Origin of the sequence: Stanieria cyanosphaera PCC 7437, assembly GCF_000317575.1 — a bacterium.
Classification (GTDB): Bacteria; Cyanobacteriota; Cyanobacteriia; order Cyanobacteriales; family Xenococcaceae; genus Stanieria; species Stanieria cyanosphaera.
This window is the reverse complement of sequence record NC_019748.1, coordinates 2,478,496-2,503,653: the sequence shown is the minus strand read 5'-3', so window position 1 is coordinate 2,503,653 and position 25,158 is coordinate 2,478,496. Positions and strand designations below refer to the sequence as shown.

At 34.2% G+C, this 25,158-nt stretch carries 23 protein-coding genes; 13 read left to right on the top strand and 10 right to left on the bottom strand.

The features are described from left to right. Window positions 1-47: 47 nt before the first annotated feature. From STA7437_RS24870 to STA7437_RS24865, 3 genes are all read right to left on the bottom strand, one after another. Window positions 48-821 carry a YsnF/AvaK domain-containing protein gene (locus STA7437_RS24870; RefSeq protein WP_015193437.1) on the bottom strand — a complete coding sequence of 258 codons (774 nt, stop codon included), beginning with the start codon at window positions 819-821 and terminating at the stop codon, window positions 48-50. A 140-nt stretch (window positions 822-961) separates the two neighbouring features. After that, a complete protein-coding gene (locus tag STA7437_RS25470) occupies window positions 962-2,350 on the bottom strand; it encodes a DUF2382 domain-containing protein (RefSeq protein WP_015193436.1) in 1,389 nt (462 codons plus the stop codon). Between the two features lie 190 nt (window positions 2,351-2,540). Then, the gene (locus STA7437_RS24865) at window positions 2,541-3,581 is read right to left on the bottom strand and encodes a glycine zipper family protein (RefSeq protein ID WP_015193435.1); all 1,041 of its coding nucleotides are present in this window, start codon (window positions 3,579-3,581) and stop codon (window positions 2,541-2,543) included. A 249-nt stretch (window positions 3,582-3,830) separates the two neighbouring features. Between STA7437_RS24865 and STA7437_RS10850 the strand changes: the two genes are divergently transcribed. Further along, complete coding sequence (locus STA7437_RS10850; protein ID WP_216087112.1) at window positions 3,831-4,139, top strand: DUF6679 family protein; 309 nt, start codon at window positions 3,831-3,833, stop codon at window positions 4,137-4,139. A 75-nt stretch (window positions 4,140-4,214) separates the two neighbouring features. Continuing rightward, the gene (locus tag STA7437_RS10845) at window positions 4,215-5,534 is read left to right on the top strand and encodes a hypothetical protein (RefSeq protein ID WP_015193433.1); all 1,320 of its coding nucleotides are present in this window, start codon (window positions 4,215-4,217) and stop codon (window positions 5,532-5,534) included. 101 nt (window positions 5,535-5,635) lie between these two features. Here the strand turns inward: STA7437_RS10845 and STA7437_RS10840 are convergent, their stop codons facing one another. The 3 genes from STA7437_RS10840 to STA7437_RS10830 all read right to left on the bottom strand — a co-directional run bounded on the left by STA7437_RS10840 (window position 5,636) and on the right by STA7437_RS10830 (window position 8,122). Next, a complete protein-coding gene (locus STA7437_RS10840) occupies window positions 5,636-5,911 on the bottom strand; it encodes a GlsB/YeaQ/YmgE family stress response membrane protein (protein WP_015193432.1) in 276 nt (91 codons plus the stop codon). 73 nt (window positions 5,912-5,984) lie between these two features. Further along, the gene (locus STA7437_RS10835; RefSeq protein WP_015193431.1) at window positions 5,985-6,260 is read right to left on the bottom strand and encodes a GlsB/YeaQ/YmgE family stress response membrane protein; all 276 of its coding nucleotides are present in this window, start codon (window positions 6,258-6,260) and stop codon (window positions 5,985-5,987) included. A 1,031-nt stretch (window positions 6,261-7,291) separates the two neighbouring features. Beyond that, window positions 7,292-8,122: a hypothetical protein gene (locus STA7437_RS10830; protein ID WP_015193430.1), complete on the bottom strand. Its 831-nt coding sequence runs from the start codon at window positions 8,120-8,122 to the stop codon at window positions 7,292-7,294. A 398-nt stretch (window positions 8,123-8,520) separates the two neighbouring features. Between STA7437_RS10830 and STA7437_RS10825 the strand changes: the two genes are divergently transcribed. The 8 genes from STA7437_RS10825 to STA7437_RS10790 all read left to right on the top strand — a co-directional run bounded on the left by STA7437_RS10825 (window position 8,521) and on the right by STA7437_RS10790 (window position 15,600). Then, window positions 8,521-9,384: a cysteine peptidase family C39 domain-containing protein gene (locus STA7437_RS10825; protein ID WP_015193429.1), complete on the top strand. Its 864-nt coding sequence runs from the start codon at window positions 8,521-8,523 to the stop codon at window positions 9,382-9,384. Window positions 9,385-9,736: 352 nt separating this feature from the next. Then, window positions 9,737-9,973: a hypothetical protein gene (locus STA7437_RS10820; RefSeq protein WP_015193428.1), complete on the top strand. Its 237-nt coding sequence runs from the start codon at window positions 9,737-9,739 to the stop codon at window positions 9,971-9,973. 474 nt (window positions 9,974-10,447) lie between these two features. Then, window positions 10,448-10,690: a hypothetical protein gene (locus STA7437_RS10815; protein ID WP_015193427.1), complete on the top strand. Its 243-nt coding sequence runs from the start codon at window positions 10,448-10,450 to the stop codon at window positions 10,688-10,690. A gap of 128 nt (window positions 10,691-10,818) precedes the next feature. Then, window positions 10,819-11,097, top strand: coding sequence for a hypothetical protein (locus tag STA7437_RS10810; protein WP_015193426.1), 279 nt, complete (start codon window positions 10,819-10,821; stop codon window positions 11,095-11,097). Window positions 11,098-11,491: 394 nt separating this feature from the next. Next, a complete protein-coding gene (locus tag STA7437_RS10805; RefSeq protein WP_015193425.1) occupies window positions 11,492-12,655 on the top strand; it encodes a phosphotransferase in 1,164 nt (387 codons plus the stop codon). A gap of 27 nt (window positions 12,656-12,682) precedes the next feature. Next, window positions 12,683-13,783, top strand: a complete 1,101-nt coding sequence (locus STA7437_RS10800) for a T3SS effector HopA1 family protein (RefSeq protein ID WP_015193424.1) — start codon at window positions 12,683-12,685, stop codon at window positions 13,781-13,783. Further along, window positions 13,780-14,805, top strand: coding sequence for an aldo/keto reductase (locus tag STA7437_RS10795; RefSeq protein ID WP_015193423.1), 1,026 nt, complete (start codon window positions 13,780-13,782; stop codon window positions 14,803-14,805). The genes STA7437_RS10800 and STA7437_RS10795 overlap by 4 nt, the downstream gene beginning before the upstream one ends. A 57-nt stretch (window positions 14,806-14,862) precedes the next feature. After that, window positions 14,863-15,600 (top strand): peptidylprolyl isomerase, encoded by a 738-nt coding sequence (locus STA7437_RS10790; protein ID WP_015193422.1) that lies wholly within the window; start codon window positions 14,863-14,865, stop codon window positions 15,598-15,600. Window positions 15,601-15,745: 145 nt separating this feature from the next. Here STA7437_RS10790 and STA7437_RS10785 read toward each other — a convergent pair whose 3' ends face one another. Beyond that, window positions 15,746-16,531 (bottom strand): peptidylprolyl isomerase, encoded by a 786-nt coding sequence (locus STA7437_RS10785; RefSeq protein WP_015193421.1) that lies wholly within the window; start codon window positions 16,529-16,531, stop codon window positions 15,746-15,748. A gap of 875 nt (window positions 16,532-17,406) precedes the next feature. Between STA7437_RS10785 and STA7437_RS10780 the strand changes: the two genes are divergently transcribed. The 3 genes from STA7437_RS10780 (at window position 17,407) to STA7437_RS10770 (ending at window position 23,184) form a co-directional block, all read left to right on the top strand. Then, on the top strand, window positions 17,407-18,024 hold the full coding sequence (locus tag STA7437_RS10780; protein ID WP_041619953.1) for a helix-turn-helix domain-containing protein: 618 nt from the start codon (window positions 17,407-17,409) through the stop codon (window positions 18,022-18,024). Between the two features lie 31 nt (window positions 18,025-18,055). Next, on the top strand, window positions 18,056-21,133 hold the full coding sequence (locus tag STA7437_RS10775; RefSeq protein ID WP_015193419.1) for a peptidase domain-containing ABC transporter: 3,078 nt from the start codon (window positions 18,056-18,058) through the stop codon (window positions 21,131-21,133). Window positions 21,134-21,201: 68 nt separating this feature from the next. After that, window positions 21,202-23,184 carry a response regulator gene (locus STA7437_RS10770; RefSeq protein ID WP_015193418.1) on the top strand — a complete coding sequence of 661 codons (1,983 nt, stop codon included), beginning with the start codon at window positions 21,202-21,204 and terminating at the stop codon, window positions 23,182-23,184. A 419-nt stretch (window positions 23,185-23,603) separates the two neighbouring features. On the opposite strand, the gene STA7437_RS25465 is transcribed toward STA7437_RS10770, so the two are convergent. From STA7437_RS25465 to STA7437_RS10755, 3 genes are all read right to left on the bottom strand, one after another. Then, window positions 23,604-23,774: a zinc ribbon domain-containing protein gene (locus STA7437_RS25465; RefSeq protein WP_245562103.1), complete on the bottom strand. Its 171-nt coding sequence runs from the start codon at window positions 23,772-23,774 to the stop codon at window positions 23,604-23,606. Window positions 23,775-23,901: 127 nt separating this feature from the next. Beyond that, window positions 23,902-24,666, bottom strand: coding sequence for a hypothetical protein (locus tag STA7437_RS10760; protein ID WP_015193416.1), 765 nt, complete (start codon window positions 24,664-24,666; stop codon window positions 23,902-23,904). A 46-nt stretch (window positions 24,667-24,712) separates the two neighbouring features. Continuing rightward, the gene (locus STA7437_RS10755; protein WP_015193415.1) at window positions 24,713-25,057 is read right to left on the bottom strand and encodes a Mo-dependent nitrogenase C-terminal domain-containing protein; all 345 of its coding nucleotides are present in this window, start codon (window positions 25,055-25,057) and stop codon (window positions 24,713-24,715) included. Window positions 25,058-25,158 lie beyond the last annotated feature (101 nt).

The following is a 25,158-nucleotide window of genomic DNA, read 5'->3' as shown; positions in this document are numbered from 1 at the left end:
AATTAGCAGTAATTGTTCAGTTTACTCGCTATTTTATCTCAACCGATTCAAGTTGTTTGATAATTAGACATTACTTGTTGGTAGATTGCTTGTTGTTGAGGACTATCTGCAACTATTTCTATTCTAATTTTTTGGCGATCGCTTATAGGAAGTTGACTAATTTTGTGCAGAATCTGATTGGCTGCTTCAATAGATTCAAATTCACCTCTAACTAAATATTCAGTTGCTTTGACTCCTTGATGATTAAAGTTTGATTGATTAATTGTTTCTTCTTCCAAATCAATTGTCGCCAGTAATTTATTTTCTGGTTCTACTTGCTCAATAATTAAAATTTCTCGACGCAAGGGAACTTCTATTATCCGCGTTTCAATCTGCTTACGAACAACAATTTCACCAGCTTTGTGTTGACGACGATTAACTAGTAATCTTTCTTCTAATAAAGGAATTGTGCGCTCAAATTCATCTTTATTATGATTCATTGCTGTTCTTTCTGATTGTTGCTCTCGAAGTGATGGTTGATAAAGAGGTAGTTGTTCAAATTGTTCAGGACTTAAATTAACTACTATTTGTTTCTGAGGTAAATTTACTTTTTGAATTAATTCAAAATTTATTTGTCTCAATTCAGATTCTGACTTAGATGTTATTAAATTAACTAATAAATTAATGTGTTTTTGACTATCGTAGTAAAAATCTTTAATAGTTGCGAAAATCTTACCATAATAATCAACTATTTGATAAGAAATTAATTGTTGATTTAATTGTGCCAATAATAAACTAAGCTCTGTTCTTTGAGCTTGTCTATTAATATAGTTCATGTTCATAAGATTATCTGTATTGTTAAACTTTTTAGAGTAAAACTTACGCAATCAAGGTTTTAACCGATGCGTAAGTTTACTTTAGTTATGTTGTTGTTAATGAGCCAATCTTACAAAGATTCAACTAATTGAATAATGAATAGCTGTTATCTTCGTTCAATGATCGGGTTACCATCCGCATCTAACTCTAATTCTTCACGACGAACTGTTTCACTAGCGGTCACAGTATCTTGTTCTACTTCTTTGCGAATTGATACTTCTTCACGAACGAAAGCTTGCTTTTCAATGTCAGCAGTTTCTTCGTAAACTTCTACACGAGCAACTTCACCTTCTTGGAAAGCAGCTTCCCCTGGTGTAACTGGTACACTTTCAGTGGGACTATGACGTTCAATTACAACTCGCTCTTTTTCTACAGGAACAGAAACTTCTGCGGTTTTAGTTTCAACTCGTTTACCTACTGAAACTGAACCAGCACGAAGACGTTCTTTGTTAGCAACTAAACGCTCTTCATAGAGTTTAAGATTTTGATGATCGCGCTCACTCATATTGTACAACGCAGGTTCGCGGTCATATCCGTAGGTATCGCGGTCATAGCTAGTGGTTGTTGTACTAGCAGTAGTAGTCCGAGGTGCGGTACGATAGACGCTTCTGACTCGCTCTTCGTAGTCGTAGTCAACGGTCATGTCATCGTCGTATTCGGGTAAATGTTCTGCTTGTTCTTTAGTTAAACCTACTCCATAAAGACGTTGTTGAGCGCGGTCGATCCGAACCCGACCAACAGGAATGATAATCTTTTTACCAAAAATCCAAATACCAGTATCTACTACAAAGTATCGGAAATTACCTTCTGAATCAACTAAAATATCTTTGACCGAACCGACTTTTTCATCAGTATCACTGTAGAAGGAATAATCTAGTAAGTCGTCGTTGTCAAAAATGTTGCGATAGTCTGGATAAATATCTCTGATTTTATATAAACCTCTTCCCGCAGTAGTACGGAAATTATTGCGATGAGACATTAAACTCTGTTGATACTGACGAAGATTGCCATGATCGCGATCGCTTAATTGATAAAAGGTTGGTTCGTTATCATAACGGTAGGTATTGCGGTCATAATTGGTAGCTGTCGCACCAACAGATGCTCCAGCAGTAGCAGCAGTCATGTCAGGAGATTCGACTCCCGTACGATAGGTACTTCTTACCCTTTCTTCGTAATCATAGTCAACAGTCATGTTTTCATTGTATTCAGGCAATTGATTAGCCTGTTCTTCGGTTAAACCGATTGCATAGATGCGTTCTTGACCATAATCTACATTGGCACGTCCTACTGGTAAGAGTACTTTTTTACCAAAAATCCAGAAACCTGTATCAATTACAAAATAACGGAAACGACCTGTTTCATCAACTAAGATATCGTGGACAGAACCGATTTTATCGTTAGTATAGCTATATACAGAGAATTTTTTGATATCGTCACCGCCAAAGATATCGTCCTTATAATTAGGATAGACATCGGTAATTTTCGCTAAAACCATACAAGAATTTCTCCTTTAATATTTTTATTGTTATTTCTACGTTATTTAAAAACTCAGTTGTTTTCATCTAACTTATGAAATATATAAACCGCGCATTTATCTATATCTAGCTATAGAGTGTGTTTGAACGCACAAAAAAATTCAATAAGATCTTGAAAGCAAAATCTGTACAAAAAAAATCTTTGCTTGATTAATCACGCAGATCGACAATAATTACTTTTGGTTTGTTATTAATAATTTTAACTGGACGAGCAATCCGACTTTTTGTAAGCTGCGGATTAGGTTCGTAAGTAGTTTCTTCAGTTGCAGGAAAGATTGAATTGTCTGGTGTTACTTGAGTCTGAGTATTAGTTTTTAGTTCATAATTTACCTGATTTTGTAAAGGTTTTTCTTTAATTATTTCATTGGTTTCTAGTTGAGTATTCCTAATATTTTTTGGTTCATAATCGACTTGATTTTGTAAAGGTTTTACTTCAATTATTTCATTGGTTTCTAGTTGAGTATGGTTAATATTTTTTGGTTCATAATCAATCTGATTGACAAGATTTTCTGCTTCAATTATTTCATGAGTTTCTCTTGGTTCAATTTCTGGATTATTAATTTTTTGTGGCTGTTTAGGAGGTTCAGAAATAGTTGAATTCAATGAGTTTAAGTTCAATCTAGACTCGGGATCGGGTTGAGATTGATGCACCCCTTCATAAATTTTCCATTCTTCAATGTCATAACGATCAAGAATATGTTGAGCCTCAACTAGTTGGGATTCTGTACCATCAATAACAATTAAATAATCTCCGTTAAGAATTCCATCTCGATAAATTTTTACTCTTGTTTCAGGAATTCCTAAACCAATTAATGCGCCAACTAATCCGCCAGTAACTCCACCAATTGTTCCTCCTGCTAAAGCTGTCACCAATGCGGTTGCTTCTGCTCCAGCTAATAAAATCGGTCCAATCCCAGGAATTGCCAACACACCTAAGCCAACTAATAAACCAGTAATACTACCAATTGCACCACCAGTTAAAATACCTGTGACTGCGCCTTCTTGTGTATGATTACCTCGATAATCTTGAACCTCAATTCCGTGAATCTCTTGTTCTTGTTGAGCGTTGCGGACAATAATCGCAACCTGTTCCATTGGAAAGCCTGAATTTTTTAGCTTTGAAACTGCTAATTCTACTTGTCTGCGATCGCTAAAGAGTCCTACTCCTCTTTTTCTAGGTATTACTTCCATTTAAATTGTTACCTTTTAATCAAATTAAAGATAGTTAAATTACTGATAGCTACTAATTTGATTTTCGTAAATGGTCACAGTTATTTCGTCTATATAAAGAAATAAAATTTGTTGTAGTAAATAAATAGACAAACAGTCACATTGATTACAGTACGGACGTTTGCTAGGCACTTAATTTACAAATTTGCCATTTAATGTTAAAACATGAAAATCTATCTGTAGATAGATAGCTAAAAACAAGCTTTCTGGTTGTCTCTACTTCGAGCCAAAGTTTTTATGGAAAACAAACTAAAAGAATTAATGGGTAAGCCCAATGTCTGGCTTTATGTCAAAAGCAGCAATGGCTGGATTAAAAATGTGGAAATTCTTGAGGTCAATCATGAAACAGTAACATTTCGTTACGAACATGAATCGGAAGTCGAAAGTAAAGTTTGGGAAAAAACCACCAGACTTGAGAATATTGTCGAAGTAGATCTTCGTGTGCTTACTGTGCCTAAAGATAAGCAGCAGAGCGAAAATATGAGACAAAGATTGACTCGACTTCTTGAGCAAGAATAAAATCTACCATCAATTAGATGTTCGACTAAGTTGTTTTGACTATAATGAGGCGATTGGATTCAAACAACTTAGTATATGACTCAAGTTACAGAAAAAGCGATCGCTCTTAAACAGAAGTTAATAGATTTTGTTTATGATGCTGAAGGAGAGCTTGCGGTTGCGCTAGAAACTTATGCTGCTCAACAAAGTAAAAGAAGCAACTACGGAATTAAACAACAAAATTTAACTATCGATACTTTTATTACTGAAGGAAAAGTCGGTACTCAAACTCCTTTAGCAATTTTTTTAGCTCAAACTGATTTATCTGAGAGCGACCGCAATTTATTACAAAATTGGCAGAAAAACTTGACAGGTTTATTTGAAATTCACCAAATTCAAGAGAATTACTTTGATTTGATGAACTGGCTTACAGCCAAACAATATCGTGTCTACACTCATTCTCAACTGCCTACGAAAGAGATGAAGAGATGGCAACCAGGAGAGATAATCTTAACGAGAATTGCACCAATTAACGAACAGGAATGGTTCTTTTTTAGTGACTTTATTACCAAAGGTAGATTGAGTAAACCGAAATTGGCTGTCGCCATTGGGGAGTTTAAAAGTAACTATCCTGACTTTCTTTATGGTGATGCACCAGAATTATTAGAACAAGCTTGGGAGTCAGTAGCTGAATATCATCAGGAATTTGTTGATTTCTTCAAAAGCGATCGTCTTATCCTACCTGGACGAGAGCTTAATCAAAAAATTAGCGAATTGCAACAGCAAATGAGCAAAAAACGACTAGCAGCAGCAGGAATTGATGATTCCCAATCTTTTCAATCAATTATCGCATCCACAGGAACAGATGAAGCAGAAATCACCGAAGCAGCAACAGAATTGGGTGCAGATGCAGAAACAGTTGCCAAAGTGTTAAGAAGTAAAGACAAACTTTCAATGGTGACTCCTAAAGTAGAGTTACCACCAGAAATTAAACAAGCTGAACAAGTTACAGTATTTTCTCATCCGCGTTGGGGACAAATGTTTCTTCCTAGCTATACTAAATTTACCGAACTACTTCAAAGCGGAAATTTTCAAGAACAACCAAACTTTCAACCAATAGTTCGTAAATATCTAGAAGAACCTCAAATTAATTTTTATGTTTGGCAACAATTAAAAGAAGAATTTCCCCGCCAGTTAGAAAAGTTGTTACAAATTTTCCTCCAACGTCCTAATTTCAAACTAGAAACAGATTTAGAACCTACGCTATTGGAATACGATAAGTCTTCAACACCGCAGTTACCTGAAATAGCGAGCGTTCCCTTGCATTTACAAACTCTGTTTGAAGAAGCGGTAGCACAAGTACAAAAATCTAAATCTAAAACTAAAAAGAAAAAGAACGCTAGAGGATTTAAGTAAAGTAGTAATTTTGGTCGTCCAAAAGAGTTCAGAGCTAAAGCTTGTTCTCAATTGCTGACTACCAAAATACTTTTTAAGTGGTTAAATAATTACCGCATTAATTAAGCAGCACGACGGGTAATTAAACCCCAAATAAAGATTAATAATAGCGAACCAAGAACGGCAAAAATAATGCTAGGAATAGTTAAAGCTCCTACTGAAGCTGCTGCTGCCCCTGAGCTTCCTAATAATACTTGACCTAGATAACCGCCTACTAATGCACCTAAAATTCCTAAGCCAATCGTAGCGAAAATACCACCACCTTGAGAACCTGGATAAATTAATTTAGCAATAGCACCTGCAATTAATCCTAATACAATCCAAGCAATAATACCCATATTTTCTCCTTTTTTCTAATAAATATGAATGAATAATTTAATAATTTTTGTTCACAATAAGCCCTACGTTTAATTAAGCAGCACGGCGGGTAATTAAACCCCAAATAAAGATTAAAATCATAGCTCCTAAAACGGCAAAAATAATGCTAGGAATAGTTAAAGCTCCTGCTGAAGCTGCTGCTGCTCCCGAGCTTCCTAATAATACTTGACCTAGATAACCGCCTACTAATGCACCTAAAATTCCTAAGCCAATCGTAGCGAAAATACCACCACCTTGATGACCTGGATAAATTAATTTAGCCAAAGCGCCTGCAATTAATCCTAATACTATCCAAGCGATAATACCCATATTTTTTCCTCTTTTTTAATAAAATCTAATGATTAATCTTGTTTACATCCGTAAGTATAAAAGAAGCTGGGACTAAATTTCTTCTATCTTTTAATAGATTAATTAATCTATCGAATTAAATAGCTTAGTTTGTTTGGTTTGTTTACAACTACAACTCATTATGATTGCTAACTTGATTTCACTTCGATGCTGTGGAAAATATAGTAATCATTTAGTTTAGAAAAAAAGTTTTTCGGACTTTGTAAAGAGCATTCATGAATTCACCGTACAGGATGTTCATGAAAAATGTACTACTGCTATATACTAGTAGTTTTTTCTGTGAGGCTTGAGATTTATTGTATTAACCTTTGAGCATTTTTGTCTCTCTTACTCATATTTAAATTGAAATAATTTATATTAAAGGTTTTTATTGATAGTTAATTGCGAAACAAACCTGACTATAATGTCTTAATCTTTACTATAGATTTAAATTTTCTTTATCTAGTATTGCAATTCAGTATAGTTGTTGTTATTAAAAATTAAACTTGAACAAAATATATTTGATAATAAATTCTGTTTGGATACAATACTTAAAAAGTTAGTCAAGGCAGCAGGCAGAAAGTAAAAAGCGCTTAGACGTGTCGCCGACACTTGTGTACAAAAGCAGGAGGTGGTTAAGATCAAAAAAAATTTACCACTAGAAATGCAAGTAATTCTTATGTTCTGATTGTGTTATTTTCAAGGCAGCAAAATCTTAGGCTAATTTATATAGCGGTTCTCAGATTAATGAAATACAATTCATTTTTCTGGTAGAGCCTTGATAGTTGAGACCTACGGTAGTGCGCTTCGCTTATGTTAATGGTTGATTATTCATCCCTGATAATTAGTAATTAGTAACTGGTAATGGTGTACCTCACCAAGAGCGAGAAAGGCTATACTGCTAACCAAGCAGTGATCGGATTTAGTATGATTGGCATAAAAACAATAATAGAGTTGCGTTAACCACAACTCTATTAGAAATTTTAAGAGCAATTATTAATATTTAAATGTTTTTATTCTTCTGACAAATAAATACGGTTAATAATCAAAATTGGTTTTTCTGAATATTCTTGCTCTAGTTTTTGTTTGACTGATAAATCTTCAGTTAACTCATACTCTCGTTCTAATTCTTTAAGTATAAAAGGTCGTACAACGCCTGTTACAATAATATCTTTATCCTCAGCAGGAATTGGTTGACCACTTTGATTAAGAACTAATAAATTATCTTCACCTACTAATTGATCAACGCTATCAATTACTTCTCCTTGACCAATAGTAAAAGTATTTGTTCCTAAAACTTTTGAAACTTCTCCCTTCACAGCAACTGATTTATCATAATAATAATCTGGTTCTCCAGTAATCTCTCTTGGTTCAGGAGATAAAGCAACATAGTTAGCAAAAATAACTGGTTTGTTTTCGTAATCTACATATAATTCGTCATCTAAATCTAAACCGTATTTTTGTTCTACATCAGCTAAAACAAATTTACCTACTGTGCCTGTAACTTGTAGTTTATCATCTTCTTCTGGTAATCCAGGAATAGATGAATCAGAAGTGTTAATAATTAAAACTCGGTCTTCATCTACTACATCTTGAGGAAATGGTTTATTTTCAAGAATAAAAGCTTTTTCTGACATTACTTTCTCAATTGAACCTCTAATTGTCACTGTTTGACCGAGTAATTGATCGACATTATCAGAAACATTTTCTACTTCTTTTGTGGAATACATTAACTCATTTTCTTGAGCTATTGCGTTAGAAAAATAAGCCGAACTAGTTAAAGGAAGAGCTATAATTGCTAATAAGCATAATCCACTTTTGGCACTAATATTTATTTTTTTCATACAATCAATTCATTTTTTACTTATAATTTAATAACTTTGTTATAGCTAAAATAAAAAACAAAAAGAATATAGCTTGAGTTAGATTTTTGCTAAAACTTTCTATAGATTTAATTTATTAACAAATAAAGGTTAAATTAAGCGTTATTTAAGAGCGATTATTTTTTGAGCAAATTTAACAATAAAGGTTTAATTATATTTTTAGTTAATTGCCTACAACAAAATTATTATAGTTAGGTTTTCAATTTTATTTAAAGATTTAATTTTTTGCCATTTGCCTTATCTATTAATTTAAATCACAGCAAATAACTAAATTAATTTGGCATACTAAAATTAATAATCTAGCTAAATAATGAGACTAAGATTATTTGTTTTTTATTATATTTACTTAACTAAATTATATGTCTGTTTTGTTGTTTATTGCTGGTATTGCTCTGATTAGTGGTGGTTTATTTGGAAAAAAATTAGCTAGTCTAGGAGTTGATTCAGATAGTGTTCTTAAAAAACATCAAAAACTTTTAATAGGATTATTAATTGCGATCGCCTTACTACTGATTAGTCTAATTATTATTGATAAATTTAATTTGGTTACACTGTTACCCAAACTTTTTCCCACCAGCTTTTTATTATATTTGGGTGCGTATTATGATAAAAGTATTCTTTTAACAGGATTTTTTTGCTTGGGTTTTTTGGTTGGTTTTGAGTTAAGGGCAAAATCTTCTCGTCAACAAATTCGTCAATTATTGGTAGCACTAGGCGCAATAAGTTTTGCTTTAAGTGTACTATTGTATTTTTTACAACCAGTTGATCGCTTTCTTGGTAAATCATTAATTAGAGATAATGTCGTCATTCAAACTACTGAATATACTTGCGCTCCTTCTGCGATCGCAACTTTAGCTCGTTATACAAAAATATCTCCTCAATTAACAGAAAAAGAAGCAGTAAAGTTAACCAAAACAACTATTTCTGGTACTAATACTTTAACTGAGATTCGAGCAATGAAAAAGTTGGGCATGAACCCTCAATATCAAACTAATTTAACTATCAAAGATTTAATTAATTTAAATAAACCAGCTTTACTTCATGTCAAAGAAAAAAATAGAAATAATCAAGGAGTAAGATTTTCCCACGCAGTAGCATTGCTAGGTATCGAGCCTCAACAACAATTATTTATCATTGGCAATCCTTATTATGGATTACAAATTAAAACTCTTGACGAGATGAAAAATTATTGGTTTGGTGAAGCTATTTTAGTTAATTTATAATCAAAATACTATTAAATTTACTTTAAGCTACTTAGTAAGAACTAGGAGCAGTCTAACCTAAAATCAAAAAACACCAAATTACCTGATTTATGTCCAAAAATAATTTTGCTGTGACTTGGATAAATAAAGTAGCAATGCGACGATTATGTTAAACAAATTAAGATATTGATCTTGCTAAAGACATATAGTTTTTTATGAATTGTAAGACATAAATAGTGAACTTACGTCTAATTTAATAGCTATATTTACTTGATTTAATTAGTTTTGTTTCACATAATTATGATTAAGAAGAAATCAAAAACAATTTGATTTTCTCTTTAATAACTCTCAAGCAAAACAAGGAGAAACAAAAATGGCTAATATCAAACTTTCTGAATTAAATCCTGTTGGTTCTGAATTATTCCAAGATTCTGAAAACTTCCTTAATGAACTTAACGACCAAGAAATGGATGCTGTTATGGGTGCTGCAACCGTAAATACCGTAGCTAGCCAAAGCATTGGCACACAAGCTTCACAAGCTACAGTATCAGGTGGTAATATCAGCGTTAGCAATGGTGTTTCTGTTGTAGCAACTTTAACTATTGGCTAAAGTCTAATCAATATGGAAGTGTGCAGTTTTTTGCAAAAACTGTTTAATAAAGAAATATGTACTACCTTTAGAAGCAAGTCAACGAACTACCAAATACCTGACTAACTCTTCTAAAGATAGACTCCAATCCACAGCTAGCTGTACTGTAGAGGCTTTTTAGATAATAATAATCCAATTATATCTAAAAAGCCTTATTTAAACAACTCGAATTAACAGAAAAAACAAGGGCTAGTTTTAAACTATCCCAACTAGCTTCTGCTGACTCTGAATAGTTTCAAAATTCTATGAAATAAAAAAATAATGCGCCAAATAGTTTGATTTAAGTCAAGAGTTGAATTAATAACTAAGAGCTTAACAAAGATTCGGACTTTAGCATACATTTAAGTATTTCATAGATAAATTTTTTTAAACTCCATATTGAGAACTGTCAAAATTATTCATTAAAATTGCTGTTCAATTAAAAGGAAAAAACTGATGGGTAATATTAAACTCTCCGAACTATGTCCTGCTGGTTCTGAGTTTTTTCAAGATTCCGAAAGCTTTCTCAAGGACCTTAATGAACAAGAAGTTAGTGTAATTGTAGGAGGAGAAGGATTGGTAACTGGTATTGTTACACAGATTATCAGCCAAGCTAACGGTTCAATAGCTTCACAAGCTTCGATATCAGGTGGTCAAATTACAGTGAGTGTTGGTGCTACTGTTGTTGGTTATTTTTAAGAACTATACAACTTGTTTGTCGAGGAAGCGTCTTCATTTAGAAGCTAATTAACTGACTATTAACCATTATCTAACAAGATTTTTATGACTTGATTTAGAACAAAGTTGAATTAAAAGGAAAAAAACAAATGACTAATATTAGACTTTCTGAACTACATCCAGTTGGTTCCGAATTGTTTCAAGATTCTGAAAGTTTTCTTAATGAACTCAATACTGAGGAATTAGGAGAAATATTAGGAGGTGGCTCTATAGTTACTCATGTTACTCAATTTTCAGTTTCTAAGGGTCATATAACTAAAAGTGTTGGTGTTTCTGGTGTTTATAAATTAACTTCAAAAGCTTCAATTTCTGGTGCCAACATTAGCTACGGTAATAATATTTCAGTTATTAAAACTTTGTTGAGTTGAGAAAAAATCTCAAATAATAAAGTACCAAAATAACAAAAACAAAAATAATTGTTGAATATTACCAATAAAATTGGTTGACTTTTAAAATTTTACTTATGCAATTAAGGTGGTGAGATTGGTTACAATATCTTTTTTAAAATAGGGAAATTCAACAATAATTTGCATTGTTTCAGCCAATAATCAACCAATATTTTTTATACTATAACGGCAGAAAAGTTACAAGTTATAGTATGGTAGTTTTGCTATCTTATTTATTTTCATTGCTGAAAAATAAAGCGGACAAAATTGCTTAAATTATGTCCAAAAAAGGAACTAGATTGACTTGATTATTGATTTAAGATTAGCCTAAGCTGCACTTATATTCCAAGCTTTTTTTACTTAACAAAATCTAGCTATGACATTTGTATTAAGCTCTCAAAATGTTTTTGAATATTTAATTGAGCAAAATCTTTGTACTCCAGAAGAGCAAACTCAAAGTGACATAGAATACAAATATGCCAAAAACTTTAATTTATTAGTAAGTTTAGCCGATCAGCGCAAACTACTTGTCAAACAAGAACGTCTCAATCGAGAAGGAAAAACGGCTGGCGAATTTTTGCGCGAATGGCGAATTCAGGAATTTTTACAGCAATTTCCTGAACTAAACCAGATGCGCTTTTGGCTTTCAGAAGCAATCCATTTTAATCCAGAGCATTCGATTATTGTTTTTAACTATCTGGATAATTACCGTGATTTGACTGATTTTTACATCAAAGAGAATATTTTTCCTACAGCGATCGCAGAAAACCTTGGTACAATTCTAGCAAACATTCATCGTTTAACTTTAGATTGTCAAGACTATCAGAACTTTTTTGCTCAAAACCAAGAGAATCAATCTAAGGAGAAAGCCTTTTCTCTAGTTCAAGAGCTAGGACGAATTAGTCCAGAAATTTTTAGCTCTGTTCCCTCCGATGGACTGAAATTTTTTGCCCTCTATCAACGTTATGATAGCTTAGGAAAAGCGATCGCAGAACTTAGTTCTTCTCTAGTTCCCTGCTGTTTGACCCACAATGATCTGAAGTTAAACAATATTCTTTTGTCCAATGATTGGGAACAAGAGATAGATAAGGATATAGTGCGATTAATTGATTGGGAACGCTCTGGGTGGGGAGATCCCGCCTTTGATGTAGGTTCGTTGATTGGCAGTTATTTGCACCTATGGTTGATTAGTTTGATTACTAGTAAAGCAATTAGTATCGATGAGTCTTTACGGATGGCGACAACTCCACTCGAACAAATACAACCTTCTCTTGCTGCTTTAGCAAAAGCTTATCTGGTTAATTTTCCTGAAATTGTAGAGCATCGTCCTGATTTCTGGCAAAGGGTTATCCAATTTGCTGGTTTGAGTTTAATTTATGTCATTCAGTCAACGCTGCAATATCAAAAATCTTTTGGTAATACAGGTATTTGTACCCTTCAAGTAGCTAAGTCTTTGTTATGCCGTCCAGAAGCATCGATTCCGACAATTTTTGGGATAGAGGCATCCTACTTCATGTCGACTAGCTTATCTCCTGCTTAAGTCATTATTATTTATTGGTCATTGCTTATGCAACTATTAGATTCGCGTGAAATTCAATTAAATACTATTCCAGAGCCATTGCATTCATCATTACAAGACATTGTTAATAATATCAAGATCCAGTCCGATCTTTTGATTAGCCACCCAGACTACAAACCTTTGAAACTGCCAGAGGTTGTAGTTTCTCGCTTTCAAAAATTGCCTTCAGAATTACAAAATAAGTATCTTAACCAGCAATTATGTCATTTTCTCTATGGTATTTATTACAATAGCTCTCTCAAAAGTATTCTTGCATTAGAAACACAATCAAGTAATTTAGCACTACAGCAAAACTTAGAAAATAATACCTTTTTGGGAGTAGATGTAGTTTTTTATGAGCGTTTACATCAAAGTAATTCTGGTCAAGGATATTTTAGTTCTAATTGGCTAGTGGTAAAAGAAGAAACAGATCACACTTTGGCTGTTAAAAAGGGAGGTTTAACATTATACATCGAACGCGATCGCCATTTACGCTCACAAGACCAAACTGCCACAGTTGGGAACTCGGTGGCAATCAAACTGCCTAAAAATTTAGTACAAAATGGCTTTTATATGGCAGTAGGCGATGCAGGTGGATATCATGGCATTAATACAGTACGGATTTACTTTAACTTAACTTCTGAAGGTGCAGTTGCACTTATGGGTAGTCTTACCTCAGAATTGAACGCCATAGAAATTCCCTTCAATTTCAAAGCTTTATACAACCCTTCAGATTATGGACGTTGTGATTCAGCAGTACTGTATTTTGACAAAGATAACTATGATTCAATTCACTCAGTAATAGAAAAAGTATATCTACAACATCAATCTTATTTTCAGCCAGACATACCATTGTTCACCAAATTACTCGCACCAGGTTTAGCGATCGCAGAAGAACCAAATCACAAATTTGCCGAAAAAGAAAGTTTTGGAACTAATCGCTGCCAGATTGTTGCGAATGGTTTGTTAGAAGCCTGGTATCAAGAAGAGCAATCACCAGAAGGTAGGATGAGAGCCGTTCTACAACAATTTTCTTTACTTGAAATTGAATTACAACGTCCTTACCTCAACCCTAACTCTGAAGATATCTACAGACCTTTGAAGTTATGAAAATCACCAATCTTTTACCCAAAGTAGAGCCAAAGTCCGTTAATGTAGAAGCCGAACTCGTCCTCGCTAATAGTAAATTTCCTGAATCAAATCTTCCTTTTTACCGCAAACTAGGACGAACTGACTTAACCGTAAGTTGTTTAGGATTGGGTGGTGGTGGTCACATCTCAAGTGAAGATACCCTTTACGCATTTGAGCGAGGAATTAATTATTTTTTCTATTCCAGTGATTTGCATCAATATCTTTATAGTTCTATGCGTGGCGCACTTCGTCAATTATGCGGAAAAGGTTCTTCTATAAGAGATCAAGTTGTTCTGGCAACTGTAAGTTACATGATTAGAACTCCCGATGCAGTATTAACTTATTTATACGATCAGTTTGTCGATTTAGGAATAGACTACATTGATGTGTTTTTTTGGGGTTGGATCGATGAACATAATTCTAACTCTTTTGAAAAATGTCTTAGTGCCTCTGATGACATTCGAGGTTCTGATACAGTTTGTCAGCGACATATTGAAAGAGTCTTTGGTATCTCAGAACGCTTGAAAAAAATGGGTGCTGTACGCTATATCGGTGCGTCTTTTCACGACCACGATTTAGCCCAAAAGTGGTTAGATAGTTCTTTATTAGATGTGGTTATGGTTCGGCATAACGTCGCACACCGCACCGCACAAAACAAAGTCTTTCCTTATTTAGACCCAAAAGATCCGCAGCGTCCAGGAATTGTCACCTTTAAGTCTGCTGGTATGGTTGGTCCTCTTTGGACTTCGCCTCTTGGTCTACCGTCTGGATGTTGGCAACCTTCTGTCCCAGATTTATATCGTTATTCTCTTAGTCAAAACTGTGTTGATATTGCATTGGCTGGATGGACAAAACGGGAACACGTGGATAGTGCGATCGCAGCTGTGCAACAAGGAAAACTTACTCCTGAAGAACTAGATTATCTTAATCTCTACGGAGATTTACATCGCAATCGAATCAAAGTTAAAGATGTTCCTCCTCAACGTTGGCTTTATCGATAATCAGTTATCAGTTCTTCTGTTTTACTTACAACTTACTCTTATTGATTGTGAAAAAAAATGATTCAAACTGCAACACAATCCTTACTACCTCAATCATCTACTCCAAGCGAAACCGAAATTATTGCTTATTTACATCGCTCTTACCAATGGGCAGAAATAATTAATGCTGTGGAACTTGAAGCAATGATATTAGCACTTTGTCAAGAATTCGGTATCGAAATTACTGATGAAGAATGGCAAACTGCGGGAGATGCTTTTCGCCTGAAACACCAACTATTGGGAATCCAACAAACTCAAGCCTGGCTTCAACAACAAAGAATTAGCCTCGAAGAATGGTCAGAAGGAATTAAAAATCAATTACTGTTCACTAAATTAAAAGAATATCTCTTCGGTGTCCAGGTCGATGGTTATTATCTTGCTAATCGCGATCACTATAGAAGAGTGGCTTTATCTCAAATTTTAGTTCGTGACTTGGATCAAGCAATTGCGATCGCTCAATTGCTTCGGGAACAAAATGCTTCTTTCTGTGCTTTGGCGATTGAACATTCCCTTGGTCAACAATCTCAAACTAATGGCGGTTTTATGGGTATTCGCTATGTTAGCGAATTAGCACCCGAAATAGCTCAAGCCATCAAGAATGTAGAAGTAGGTGTAATTATTGGTCCAATTCAAACTCAAGTTGGTTATCATATTTTAAGAATTGAAAAATGGTTTCCTTTAAAATTTAATCAATCTGCTAGAGAGCGAGTTTTAGAAGCTTGTTGGCAAGTTTGGCTGAAAGAACAATCTTCATAATCATCAGTTATCACAAAAAATCGTAATCTTAACGCTTTTTACTATAAAATTACTTAACTGATTCACGTTACAATAATACTTTTCTCTTCAAGATTTAGGAAGGGTAATAATATTTTATCCCTTCCTTTTTGTTTAATTTTAATCGTTATAAATTACCATTACCTGACATAATTTTTCTTCTATTTAAATTATCATTATTCAAATCAATAATAATTTCGGCTTCTTCAATTTGTTGTTTGAGCCAATTAGCAAAAAAATCACCAAGAATTTGTATTCTTAATTGTTCATTTAATTGGGGTTGGATAATTTCTTCCACTAAAATTAAGTGTACGCCGTAAGAAGTAATAATAGGCTTAAGTAATTGCGGAGGATTAGCTGCAAACACAGCAGCCGAAATTTCTGGTTTAAGTTCGCGACGACTTACTATACCCCGATATCCTCCTGAACGACGCAGAGATGGCTGAGTAGTATACTGACGAGCAATTTCTTGAAAATTAATTTCTCCTTCTTGCAAAGCAAAAAATAATTCTATTGCCAAATCTTCATCATCCAAAATTACTTCATACATTGCTACACCCGCATAATTAAGTTGATTTTCATAGAAAAAAGGTTCTACGCGATCGCCAAATAAATGCTCGACTAGTTTTCTCGAAATTGTATTGGTATAAATAAGATATTCAAAATCATCAATTGATAAGTGATGTCTTTGCAACCATGCTTGAGTATCTTCAATAGTATGTAGTTGTTGATTTAAACGAAAATTGTCGGCAGCTTGTTGTAGTTCTTCAGAGTTAAGAGTAATACCTAATTCTGTTACTTTAGCTTGAATGATTTTACAGGTCATCACACCTTCTAAAATCTTAGATAATTGGCACGACAATTTAAGGTGTTCAAAAATATCTTCGCGACAAATATTAATCGCTTTATTCATTAGTCTTAATTACTCTAATTTTCTTTGATTTTTTCTCTATTGTGACGATTAGTCGATTTAGCTGAGTCGATTTATTAAAGACTTTAAAGACTTAATTATCTTAGTTGAGTCTTGAATTTAAGCTAAATTTCGTAAATCTCCCTAAATATAATTTGATAATTAGTATGAAAAAATACTAGTAATAGGTTTGGTAAAATATTATTTTTAGCTAATCAAAGTTTTAGGTCTTAATTATCTTAATTATGGCTTATTTATTAACAATACTAGAATGTATAATTCAAAATAATCTGAGCTAAAATAAGATTTTTTTATAAAGTAATCTAGTTTACATTTCAGCTTTTTAAGATTTTTCGGTATAATTTATTACCCATAGAGACAGATAAAAATTTATACCAAAATAGAGTAACAATTTTAGAGAGAACTAAGATTTTAAGGCATTTTTTAGGGAAAATAGTTTAATTATTCCCTATTTCTTCTCGATTCTATATTAATTTGTAATTATTGAATGTTCTTGCTTTTGGTTTTGTTTGACTAAAGACTAATTAATTAATTAAATTTTATGATTTTCAACTATGTTGAATAATTAATCTCAGTTAAATATATTAACTCTTGAGTTTTTTTTAATGAAAATTAATCAAATTATAATCAACTGATTAAATCATTATGTTCTTGCTTAAACTATCAAGAATTTAAACTAATATTAAGAAAATTTTTAAAGACCGAAGATAAGATTAATAATTAGATCAAGTTAAATGTTGATAAATTTTTCACGTAAATTAAATATAATTTTTTAAAAAAATATGATATTTTGCCACAAGACAAAATAAAAGGTTGCCATTTTGGCAGATTTATTATTGGAAAAGACTGGTAGGATTATGGTTAATAAATACTCCGAACACAATCTCTTTGAAACCGACTTATCAAACCAAGAAGTTGGAAAATTACTATCACCATTTCAACGAAGATTATTACAAAAGAGTTTAGAAAAAAAACTGCGTCCAGAATATCGTCGTCGAATTGAAATCATGCTAATGGCAGATCTGGGTCATTCTCAGACAGAAATTTGCACTGCACTTAACTGTTCTCACGAAACAGCTAGATATTGGATGTTTATGGCGCGAACTGGACAAGCTCATCAATGGCAAACTCTTCCTGTCGGTAGACCCAAAACTATTGATGAAAACTATCTAACTCGTTTACAACATTTGGTTAGTCAAAGTCCCCGTGAATTTGGCTATGCTTTTAGTCGCTGGACGGCTCAGTGGTTGAGTAAACATTTGGAGAAAGAATTAGGTCTGCAAGTAAGCGATCGCCATATTAATCGTTTATTAAAACAAATGGGACTATCGACTCGTTACAAACAGTTGAAAAAACAGACCAATGACGAGGAAAATCAAGTTGATAGTAGCAAGATTAAAATTGGCAATCTTAGTGCCAATCATAGTTCCCAATCCTTTACTTTTAGTCCTTTTTCTCCTTTTCAAGACTATTAATTAACTTCTCAAACACTCTAAAGCAACAGCCATGAATCTAGAGTTATTATCTGAGTCGAGCAGCCAAGACCATCTAGAACAACAACTGGCACAAATTTTAGGGGTAACACTCTCATCATCAGAACTGAAACAGTGTCAAAAAGCTATTCAAATTATCGAACCAACACCAGGAAAACTTTTCTGGAATTCAATGAAATCACCTTCGGGAGTTTTTTTGGTAATCAAAGGAAAAATTAGACTGTTAGATAGCAATGATAATTTATTGATTTCATTAGGGGTAGGAACAACTTTTGGCGAACTAACTTTATTTACTAATGAATTCTTTCAGTCTTATACTGTACGAGCTTCTTTTCAACTCCAACTTGCCTATCTTAACGAGCAATTTTTAAGAACTTTAATCCAAAAAAATCCTCAAGTTGAGCAACATCTTTATCGTCAAGCATTACATTTAGATTTATTATTACTGTGTCGTCAAACTTATCCTTTAAAAAATGCTTCCTTAGTTCAACTCAAGCAAATCATACCTTTACTAGAATTTCATCAGCTACAACCAGGGAAACTTGCAGATGATTCACTACTAAAACAAGCTTTTTGGTTGGTTAGAAAAGGAGAATTAATCAATTCTGCTGGTCAAAAGCTACCCAGTAGAAGTTTTTATGTACCTGTTCCAAAAAATCAAACAATTTCCTGGAGAATTGAACAACCAACAGAATTATATACCCTTAGTCACGCTAATTTAAATGTGGCTCAGTTATCTCTACCAGAACGTGTTGAGGGAACTACTGCCAACTCAAATTTAATCAAACGAGAATCAAACGCCTCAAGCTTAAGCAAAACTTCCATTGTAGATTTACCACCCAAATTTACTTCCTCTTCGTCTTCTCGTCGCAAAAGAAAACCCTATTTTCCCTCTCCAACAGAACGAGTAGGTCATTTTTGGCAACGATTACTGCGTCGTTATCCTTTTTATGCACAACAAAGCAGTTCTGACTGTGGTGCAGCTTGTTTAGTAATGATTGGACGTTATTGGAATAAACGATTCAGTCTCAATCGGATCAGGGAATTAGCAAGAGTTAATCGTAGTGGTTCTTCTCTCAAAGGCTTGTGTACAGCAGGCGAAACAATTGGTTTTACTACTAGACCAGTTAAAGCTACTTTTAGTCAACTTGCTCAACAAAAACTACCTGCGATCGCACATTGGCAAAGCAATCATTATATTGTGGTTTATGAAGTAAGACGTAAGTATGTCATTGTTGGCGATCCTGCCATTGGTCAACGCACCTTAACCCCAGAAGAATTTCAAGCAGATTGGACTGGTTATGCATTGTTACTTGAGCCAACTGTATTATTAAAAGAAACGCAAGAATCTGCTACTGCTTTTTGGCAATTTTGGGAATTAGTTAAACCTCATAAGTTAGTCCTGCTCGAAGTTTTTGTGGCATCTTTATTGATCCAACTATTTGCTTTAGTAACACCATTATTAACCCAACTGTTACTAGACCGTGTAATAGTGCAACGCAGTAGTCTAACTTTGATGGCAGTAGGAATTGGCTTATTGATCTTTGGTTTGTTTCGGGTGGCGATGACGGGATTAAGGCAATATTTCTTGGATCATACAGCACAAAGAGTTGATTTAGCCTTGATTGTGGGATTTATTGGTCATACTTTTCGTTTACCTTTAAGTTTTTTCGAGTCTCGTTATGTAGGAGATATCATTGCTCGCGTTCAGGAAAATCATAAAATCCAGCGTTTTTTGACTGGGGAAGCTTTATCAATTTTTCTTGATTTACTGACTGTATTTGTTTATGTGGGGTTGATGTTTTGGTATAGCTGGCAAATGGCTTTACTAGCTTTAACAATTATTCCTCCCTTTTTAGGTTTAGCTTTAATAGCCACACCTTTTTTACAAAAAGTTTCCCGTGAGATTTTTACTGCTTTAGCTAAAGAAAGTAGTTATTTAATTGAAGCGTTGACTGGTGTACCAACTATTAAATCAATGGCAGTTGAACAAAGGGTACGCTGGCATTGGGAAGAACTACTCAACCGTTCGATTAAAACCACTTTTTCTGGACAACTGATTAGTAACCAACTCCAAATTTTTAGTTCTACGATTGAAGTTATTACTACTACTGCAATTCTTTGGTTTGGTGCTTGGCAGGTAATTCAAAACCAACTCACCATCGGACAGTTGGTTGCTTTTAATATGTTGTTGGGTAATGTTATTACTCCCTTTCAACGATTAACTGTTTTGTGGAATCAATTACAAGAAGTGATTATTTCGATTGAACGAATTAATGATGTTTTGGACGCTGAACCAGAAGAAGATCTACAAAACCAACCACGTCAAATTTTAACTTCTCTCAAAGGGCAAATCTCTTTTCAAAACGTTACCTTTCGCTATCATGCCGACCAAGAAAATAATGTGATCGAAAATCTCAGTTTTGAAGTACAACCAGGACAAACGATCGCTTTAGTAGGACGTAGTGGTTCAGGTAAAACTACGATCTCTAAATTAATTCTTGGTTTGTATTTGCCTACAGAAGGAAAAATCTTAATTGATGGTCAAGACATTACCATCTTATCATTGCGATCGCTTCGTGAACAAATTGGAGTTGTCGATCAGTCTAATTTTCTTTTCGGTGGCACAATTCGAGAAAATATCAGTATTTCTCATCCTGATGCCAGTTTAGCAGAAGTTCAACAAGCAGCGATTCAAGCAGGTGCAGAAGAATTTATTGAAAAACTTCCTTTAGCCTACGAAACTCCCATTGGTGAAAGAGGTGGAATGCTTTCAGGTGGTCAACGTCAACGTCTTGCGATCGCTAGAGCTTTGTTGGGTAATCCTCGTTTACTGATTTTAGATGAAGCGACCAGTAACCTTGATGCCGAATCAGAACGCATTATTCAAAATAATTTAAATACCATTCTGCAAGGTCGTACAACGATTATTATTGCTCATCGTCTCTCAACCATTCGTCAAGCTAATGTAATTCTTGTTCTAGACCGCGGTGTTTTAGTCGAAAGTGGTACTCATTCCCAGTTAATGGCAAAACGAGGTCATTATTTTTATCTTAACCAACAACAGTTAGCAGTGACCAGTGACCAGTGACCAGTAACCAGTAACCAGTTACCAGTTACCAGTGACCAGTTACCAGTTATCAACCACCAACCAAAACAATGTTAAAGCAAACGGAAGTAAATGATTCACTACTGATTAAAGAAAGTCAGAACCCGACGATCAAAATTATTATCGTTGATGACCAAGAACTGAGTTGTAAACTGTTACAAATTGCCCTGGAATCAGAACCAGATTTAGAAATAATTGGGATTGCTAACAATGGTGAAACTGCGTTGGAACTAATTTCCCAACTACATCCAGATATCGTTTTAATTGATATAGAAATGCCTAAAATGGATGGAATTACAACAACCCAGAAAATTAATCAATCTTTTCCTGATACTAAGGTAGCAATTATTACCAGTCATAACTCTAAAGAATATATCAATCAATCTTTAAAAGCAGGAGCAAAAGGATATCTGCTCAAAGATACTCCTTCTAAAGAACTAGCAGATGCTATCCGCTTTATCAATAAAGATTATTTGCAATTTGGACCAGGATTATTTCAGACAATCGATCATGAAGTCTCAGAAATTTTAACCAACAACGATGAAGTTAGCAAAAACAATACAGAGCTAGTTCTTTCTCCTAACAAGCTACCATCACCATCTCAAGAAGATTGGTCTTTAGCTACCAAAGATTTACTCGATGCTTTACCCCGTGTTTGGACTAAAGGATTATTTTATCTGTTAATTATGTTTACTGCGGTAGTCTTACCTTGGTCAATTCTCGCCAAAGTAGATGAAACAGGAATGGCTCGCGGTAAATTAGAACCCAAGGCAAAAATTATTGAACTAGATGCTCCCGTAGCTGGAACAGTAGTAGCGATCGATGTTAAAGAAGGAGAATCTGTTAAAGCTGGACAAGTTTTATTAGAAATTGAATCAGACGTAATGCGTGCTGATTTGGAACAGTTAGAAGAAAAACTTACTGGTCAATTAAATCAAGCAACTCAGCTAGAATTACTGCAAAATCAACAATCTTTATCTTTACAAACACAACAACAGCAAAACCAAGCTCAACAATTAGAAAAACAAGCACAAATTGAACAAGCCAAGCAAAGTTTAGATGCACTCAAAGCTGTTTACCAAACTCAAAAGGCAGAAAAGCAGGCACAAATTGAACAAGTTCAACAAGCTCTTAAATCAAGTCAAGCTGCTCATCGCCTAGCAGAAATTAGTTTAAAAGGTTCTCAAGATAAAGCTTCGCGTTATCGTCAAGCCTTTAAAGATGGAGTTATTCCTGAAGATCGACTACAAGAGATTGAACAGCAAGCCAAAGAAAATCAGGAACGTTTAACACAAGCAGTTTCAGACGTAAAACAAACTCATTCTCGTTTGGAAGAACAACAAAATAGTTACGATCAGTTGATCAAACAAAGTGAATCGGATCTCAAACAAGCTCAATTACGTTTACAAGAACAAGAACGTAGTTATCAAAGTTTGGTTCATTCGGGACAATTAGCTTTACTTAAAGCAGAAGAGCAACTAAAAGATTTAGAAAGTCAAATTACTACCCTTAACTCAGAAATTGCCCAAAATAAAAGTCAAATAGCTTCCCTGAAGTTTCAATTAAAGCAACGAGTCATCAAAGCTCCTGCCAATGGTACAATTTTTGACTTACCTATTTCTGGTAAAGGAGCAGTAGTACAACAAGGAGAGGAAGTTATTAAAATTGCACCAGAACATTCACCTTTAGTCCTACGAGCTAAAATGACACCTACAGAAAGTGGATTTTTAAAAGTAGGAATGCCAGCTAAAATTAAGTTTGATGCCTATCCTTTTCAAGATTATGGTGTACAAGCGGGTCGCGTTAGCTGGATTTCTCCTGACTCTAAAATTACTGAAACAGAACAGGGACAACAAGAAACTTTTGAAATAGAAGTAGAATTGAAACGTTCCTATCTAGAAGGGCAAAACCAACGGATTAATCTTACTCCCGGTCAAACTGCTACTGCCGAAGTAATTACTCGTCAACGTCGTCTAATTGATTTTATTCTCGATCCGTTTAAAAAATTACAAAAAGGTGGCTTGCAACTATGATATGAAGTCCGCCTACTGTCTCTTTTGAAATAATTATTTTACCAATGTCTAAAGCTATTTCAAAAGCCTTTCTTGATGAAGAATTAGCAAATAACAAAGCACTTACTAAAACATTAGTATCGAAAACGTAAACATTACTCATCCTCAAGTAGAGATTCAAGAATTTCTGGAGTTAGTCCTTTATCTATAGCTTCCTGACTAATTTCATCCATTATTTTTAATCAAGAATCAGTTTTGCTTAAAGTTTCTTTCAATTTAAGATTAAGCAAAAGTTCTAATTTCTGGCGTTCTTGGGTAGAATTGACACTCCCGTCGCCAGAGGCGAGGGATTCTTGTTTCAAAGACTCTTAACTAGACTAACAAGGTTAGCCCCCGCTACTAACGTCTCACGGACGATAAAGAGGCGAGGCAACCTCGCCTCAACGTCCTCCGCAAGCGTTTTGATTCACGGGATGTCCCACCGCTACTAGTCCCTTATTTCTGATTACTTGGGCTGCTGCTACATCTCTGTTGGTAATGTATCCACAAGCAGGACAATTATGAATTCTTTCACTTAGAAGTTTTTTACCTCCTTTGTCATGTTTGAGCAATTAGGAGTAAAGTGTTTTTCTTTCTATCTTAACGTTTGAGTATTAGCTCCTCGCTTTTATCCCTGCCCCCTAAAAACAGAACGGCAATTCTCGCTCGGTTCTTTAAAATTCAATCCTCATTTTAAATCTACAAACTAAATCTTTGTAGTAAAGCCGTAATTAATTTAGGTAAGCTTTTATTCAACTCAGAAGCATTTTTATAATTTAATTGTTTATATTGAGAAAAATCGAAAGGTAATTGACCATTCAAATCAGAACGTTGTTGCTGAATTAATAAAATTTGTCCTGGATCTTTGCTTTCTAAAGCATAACCGATCTCAACACAGACATTAGAATTAAGCAACAGTTGAGCAGAATCTTGACTTCCTACACTCGCAATAGGTGTACCATCTGCAATATATAATAAACTTTTCCGAATCTTTCTTAATTGACTACTACTGAGGCGCACAGGATCATTATTGCCACGGGGAGCAATTTCTAAAGTCAAGCTTAAACGCGATCGCTCGTTTATTTGTTCTATGGTTAATTCTAAAGCAGTTTGCAAAGCTTCGTTGGCTTGAGGATATTCTCGTTGAGGACTAAGATAAATAACTGGTTCTAGTCCTAATAAAGTTTCTTGTTTGGTAAAGTAAATCTCTTGAGAAACTAAATCGATATTGGCAATTAAATAATTACCACTTCCTTCAATATAAAATTCGACACTTTCTCCTTCTAAGTAGCGTGCAAACCACTCTGATGCTTCTACTGTAGCGCGGTCATCCAAAAAATCTACTCGCAAGCCTGATTTTAATAAACTATTTCTACTCAAACGTAGATGGTGAGGTTTTTTAATTACCTGTTTGATTGGTTCATACTGCTCTAAGTACCAGGCTTTAAGCGCGATAATTGCCATGAGGATTTTACTGTTGCCCAAAAATACGATCTAGTAAATACGTATCTTAGCAGTAACAGCTAACATCTTCACCACATTGATCGGCTAAATAACAAATCGCTCGAAAACGTAAAGCTACTACCTCTTCATAGAGAGGATTTAGTTTACACAAAGGAGGAATACGAATAATTGTTTTGCCAAATAATTTAATCTTTCTTTCAAAAGGACATTGAGTTGGAATCAATTGACAAAGACGATGAGCCAAAATGCGATCGCAAATTTCAAGCTCGTTTAACCATTGACGCAAAGGGGAAAATATATCAAATTTAGACAAGCTTTTGTTCTTTTGTTGATTATTGTTAATCCAACCGCTAAAAAAAATGTTTTTTGCTGTATACTCTTTTACATTCATGATTAACGAACTCTAATTTACTCAGTTGGTAGGGTCGCTCTGATGTAGCTACCCTCATTTATTTATTACGTTGGTCGTTGCTTAATAATGCTCTCTAATTT

Coding starts and splice junctions, on each gene's coding strand:
- STA7437_RS24870 (WP_015193437.1), bottom strand. CDS start 821: ATGAACATGAACTATATTAATAGACAAGCTCAAAGAACAGAGCTTAGT.
- STA7437_RS25470 (WP_015193436.1), bottom strand. CDS start 2,350: ATGGTTTTAGCGAAAATTACCGATGTCTATCCTAATTATAAGGACGAT.
- STA7437_RS24865 (WP_015193435.1), bottom strand. CDS start 3,581: ATGGAAGTAATACCTAGAAAAAGAGGAGTAGGACTCTTTAGCGATCGC.
- STA7437_RS10845 (WP_015193433.1), top strand. CDS start 4,215: ATGACTCAAGTTACAGAAAAAGCGATCGCTCTTAAACAGAAGTTAATA.
- STA7437_RS10840 (WP_015193432.1), bottom strand. CDS start 5,911: ATGGGTATTATTGCTTGGATTGTATTAGGATTAATTGCAGGTGCTATT.
- STA7437_RS10835 (WP_015193431.1), bottom strand. CDS start 6,260: ATGGGTATTATCGCTTGGATAGTATTAGGATTAATTGCAGGCGCTTTG.
- STA7437_RS10830 (WP_015193430.1), bottom strand. CDS start 8,122: ATGAAAAAAATAAATATTAGTGCCAAAAGTGGATTATGCTTATTAGCA.
- STA7437_RS10825 (WP_015193429.1), top strand. CDS start 8,521: ATGTCTGTTTTGTTGTTTATTGCTGGTATTGCTCTGATTAGTGGTGGT.
- STA7437_RS10820 (WP_015193428.1), top strand. CDS start 9,737: ATGGCTAATATCAAACTTTCTGAATTAAATCCTGTTGGTTCTGAATTA.
- STA7437_RS10815 (WP_015193427.1), top strand. CDS start 10,448: ATGGGTAATATTAAACTCTCCGAACTATGTCCTGCTGGTTCTGAGTTT.
- STA7437_RS10810 (WP_015193426.1), top strand. CDS start 10,819: ATGACTAATATTAGACTTTCTGAACTACATCCAGTTGGTTCCGAATTG.
- STA7437_RS10805 (WP_015193425.1), top strand. CDS start 11,492: ATGACATTTGTATTAAGCTCTCAAAATGTTTTTGAATATTTAATTGAG.
- STA7437_RS10800 (WP_015193424.1), top strand. CDS start 12,683: ATGCAACTATTAGATTCGCGTGAAATTCAATTAAATACTATTCCAGAG.
- STA7437_RS10795 (WP_015193423.1), top strand. CDS start 13,780: ATGAAAATCACCAATCTTTTACCCAAAGTAGAGCCAAAGTCCGTTAAT.
- STA7437_RS10790 (WP_015193422.1), top strand. CDS start 14,863: ATGATTCAAACTGCAACACAATCCTTACTACCTCAATCATCTACTCCA.
- STA7437_RS10785 (WP_015193421.1), bottom strand. CDS start 16,531: ATGAATAAAGCGATTAATATTTGTCGCGAAGATATTTTTGAACACCTT.
- STA7437_RS10780 (WP_041619953.1), top strand. CDS start 17,407: ATGGTTAATAAATACTCCGAACACAATCTCTTTGAAACCGACTTATCA.
- STA7437_RS10775 (WP_015193419.1), top strand. CDS start 18,056: ATGAATCTAGAGTTATTATCTGAGTCGAGCAGCCAAGACCATCTAGAA.
- STA7437_RS10770 (WP_015193418.1), top strand. CDS start 21,202: ATGTTAAAGCAAACGGAAGTAAATGATTCACTACTGATTAAAGAAAGT.
- STA7437_RS10760 (WP_015193416.1), bottom strand. CDS start 24,666: ATGGCAATTATCGCGCTTAAAGCCTGGTACTTAGAGCAGTATGAACCA.
- STA7437_RS10755 (WP_015193415.1), bottom strand. CDS start 25,057: ATGAATGTAAAAGAGTATACAGCAAAAAACATTTTTTTTAGCGGTTGG.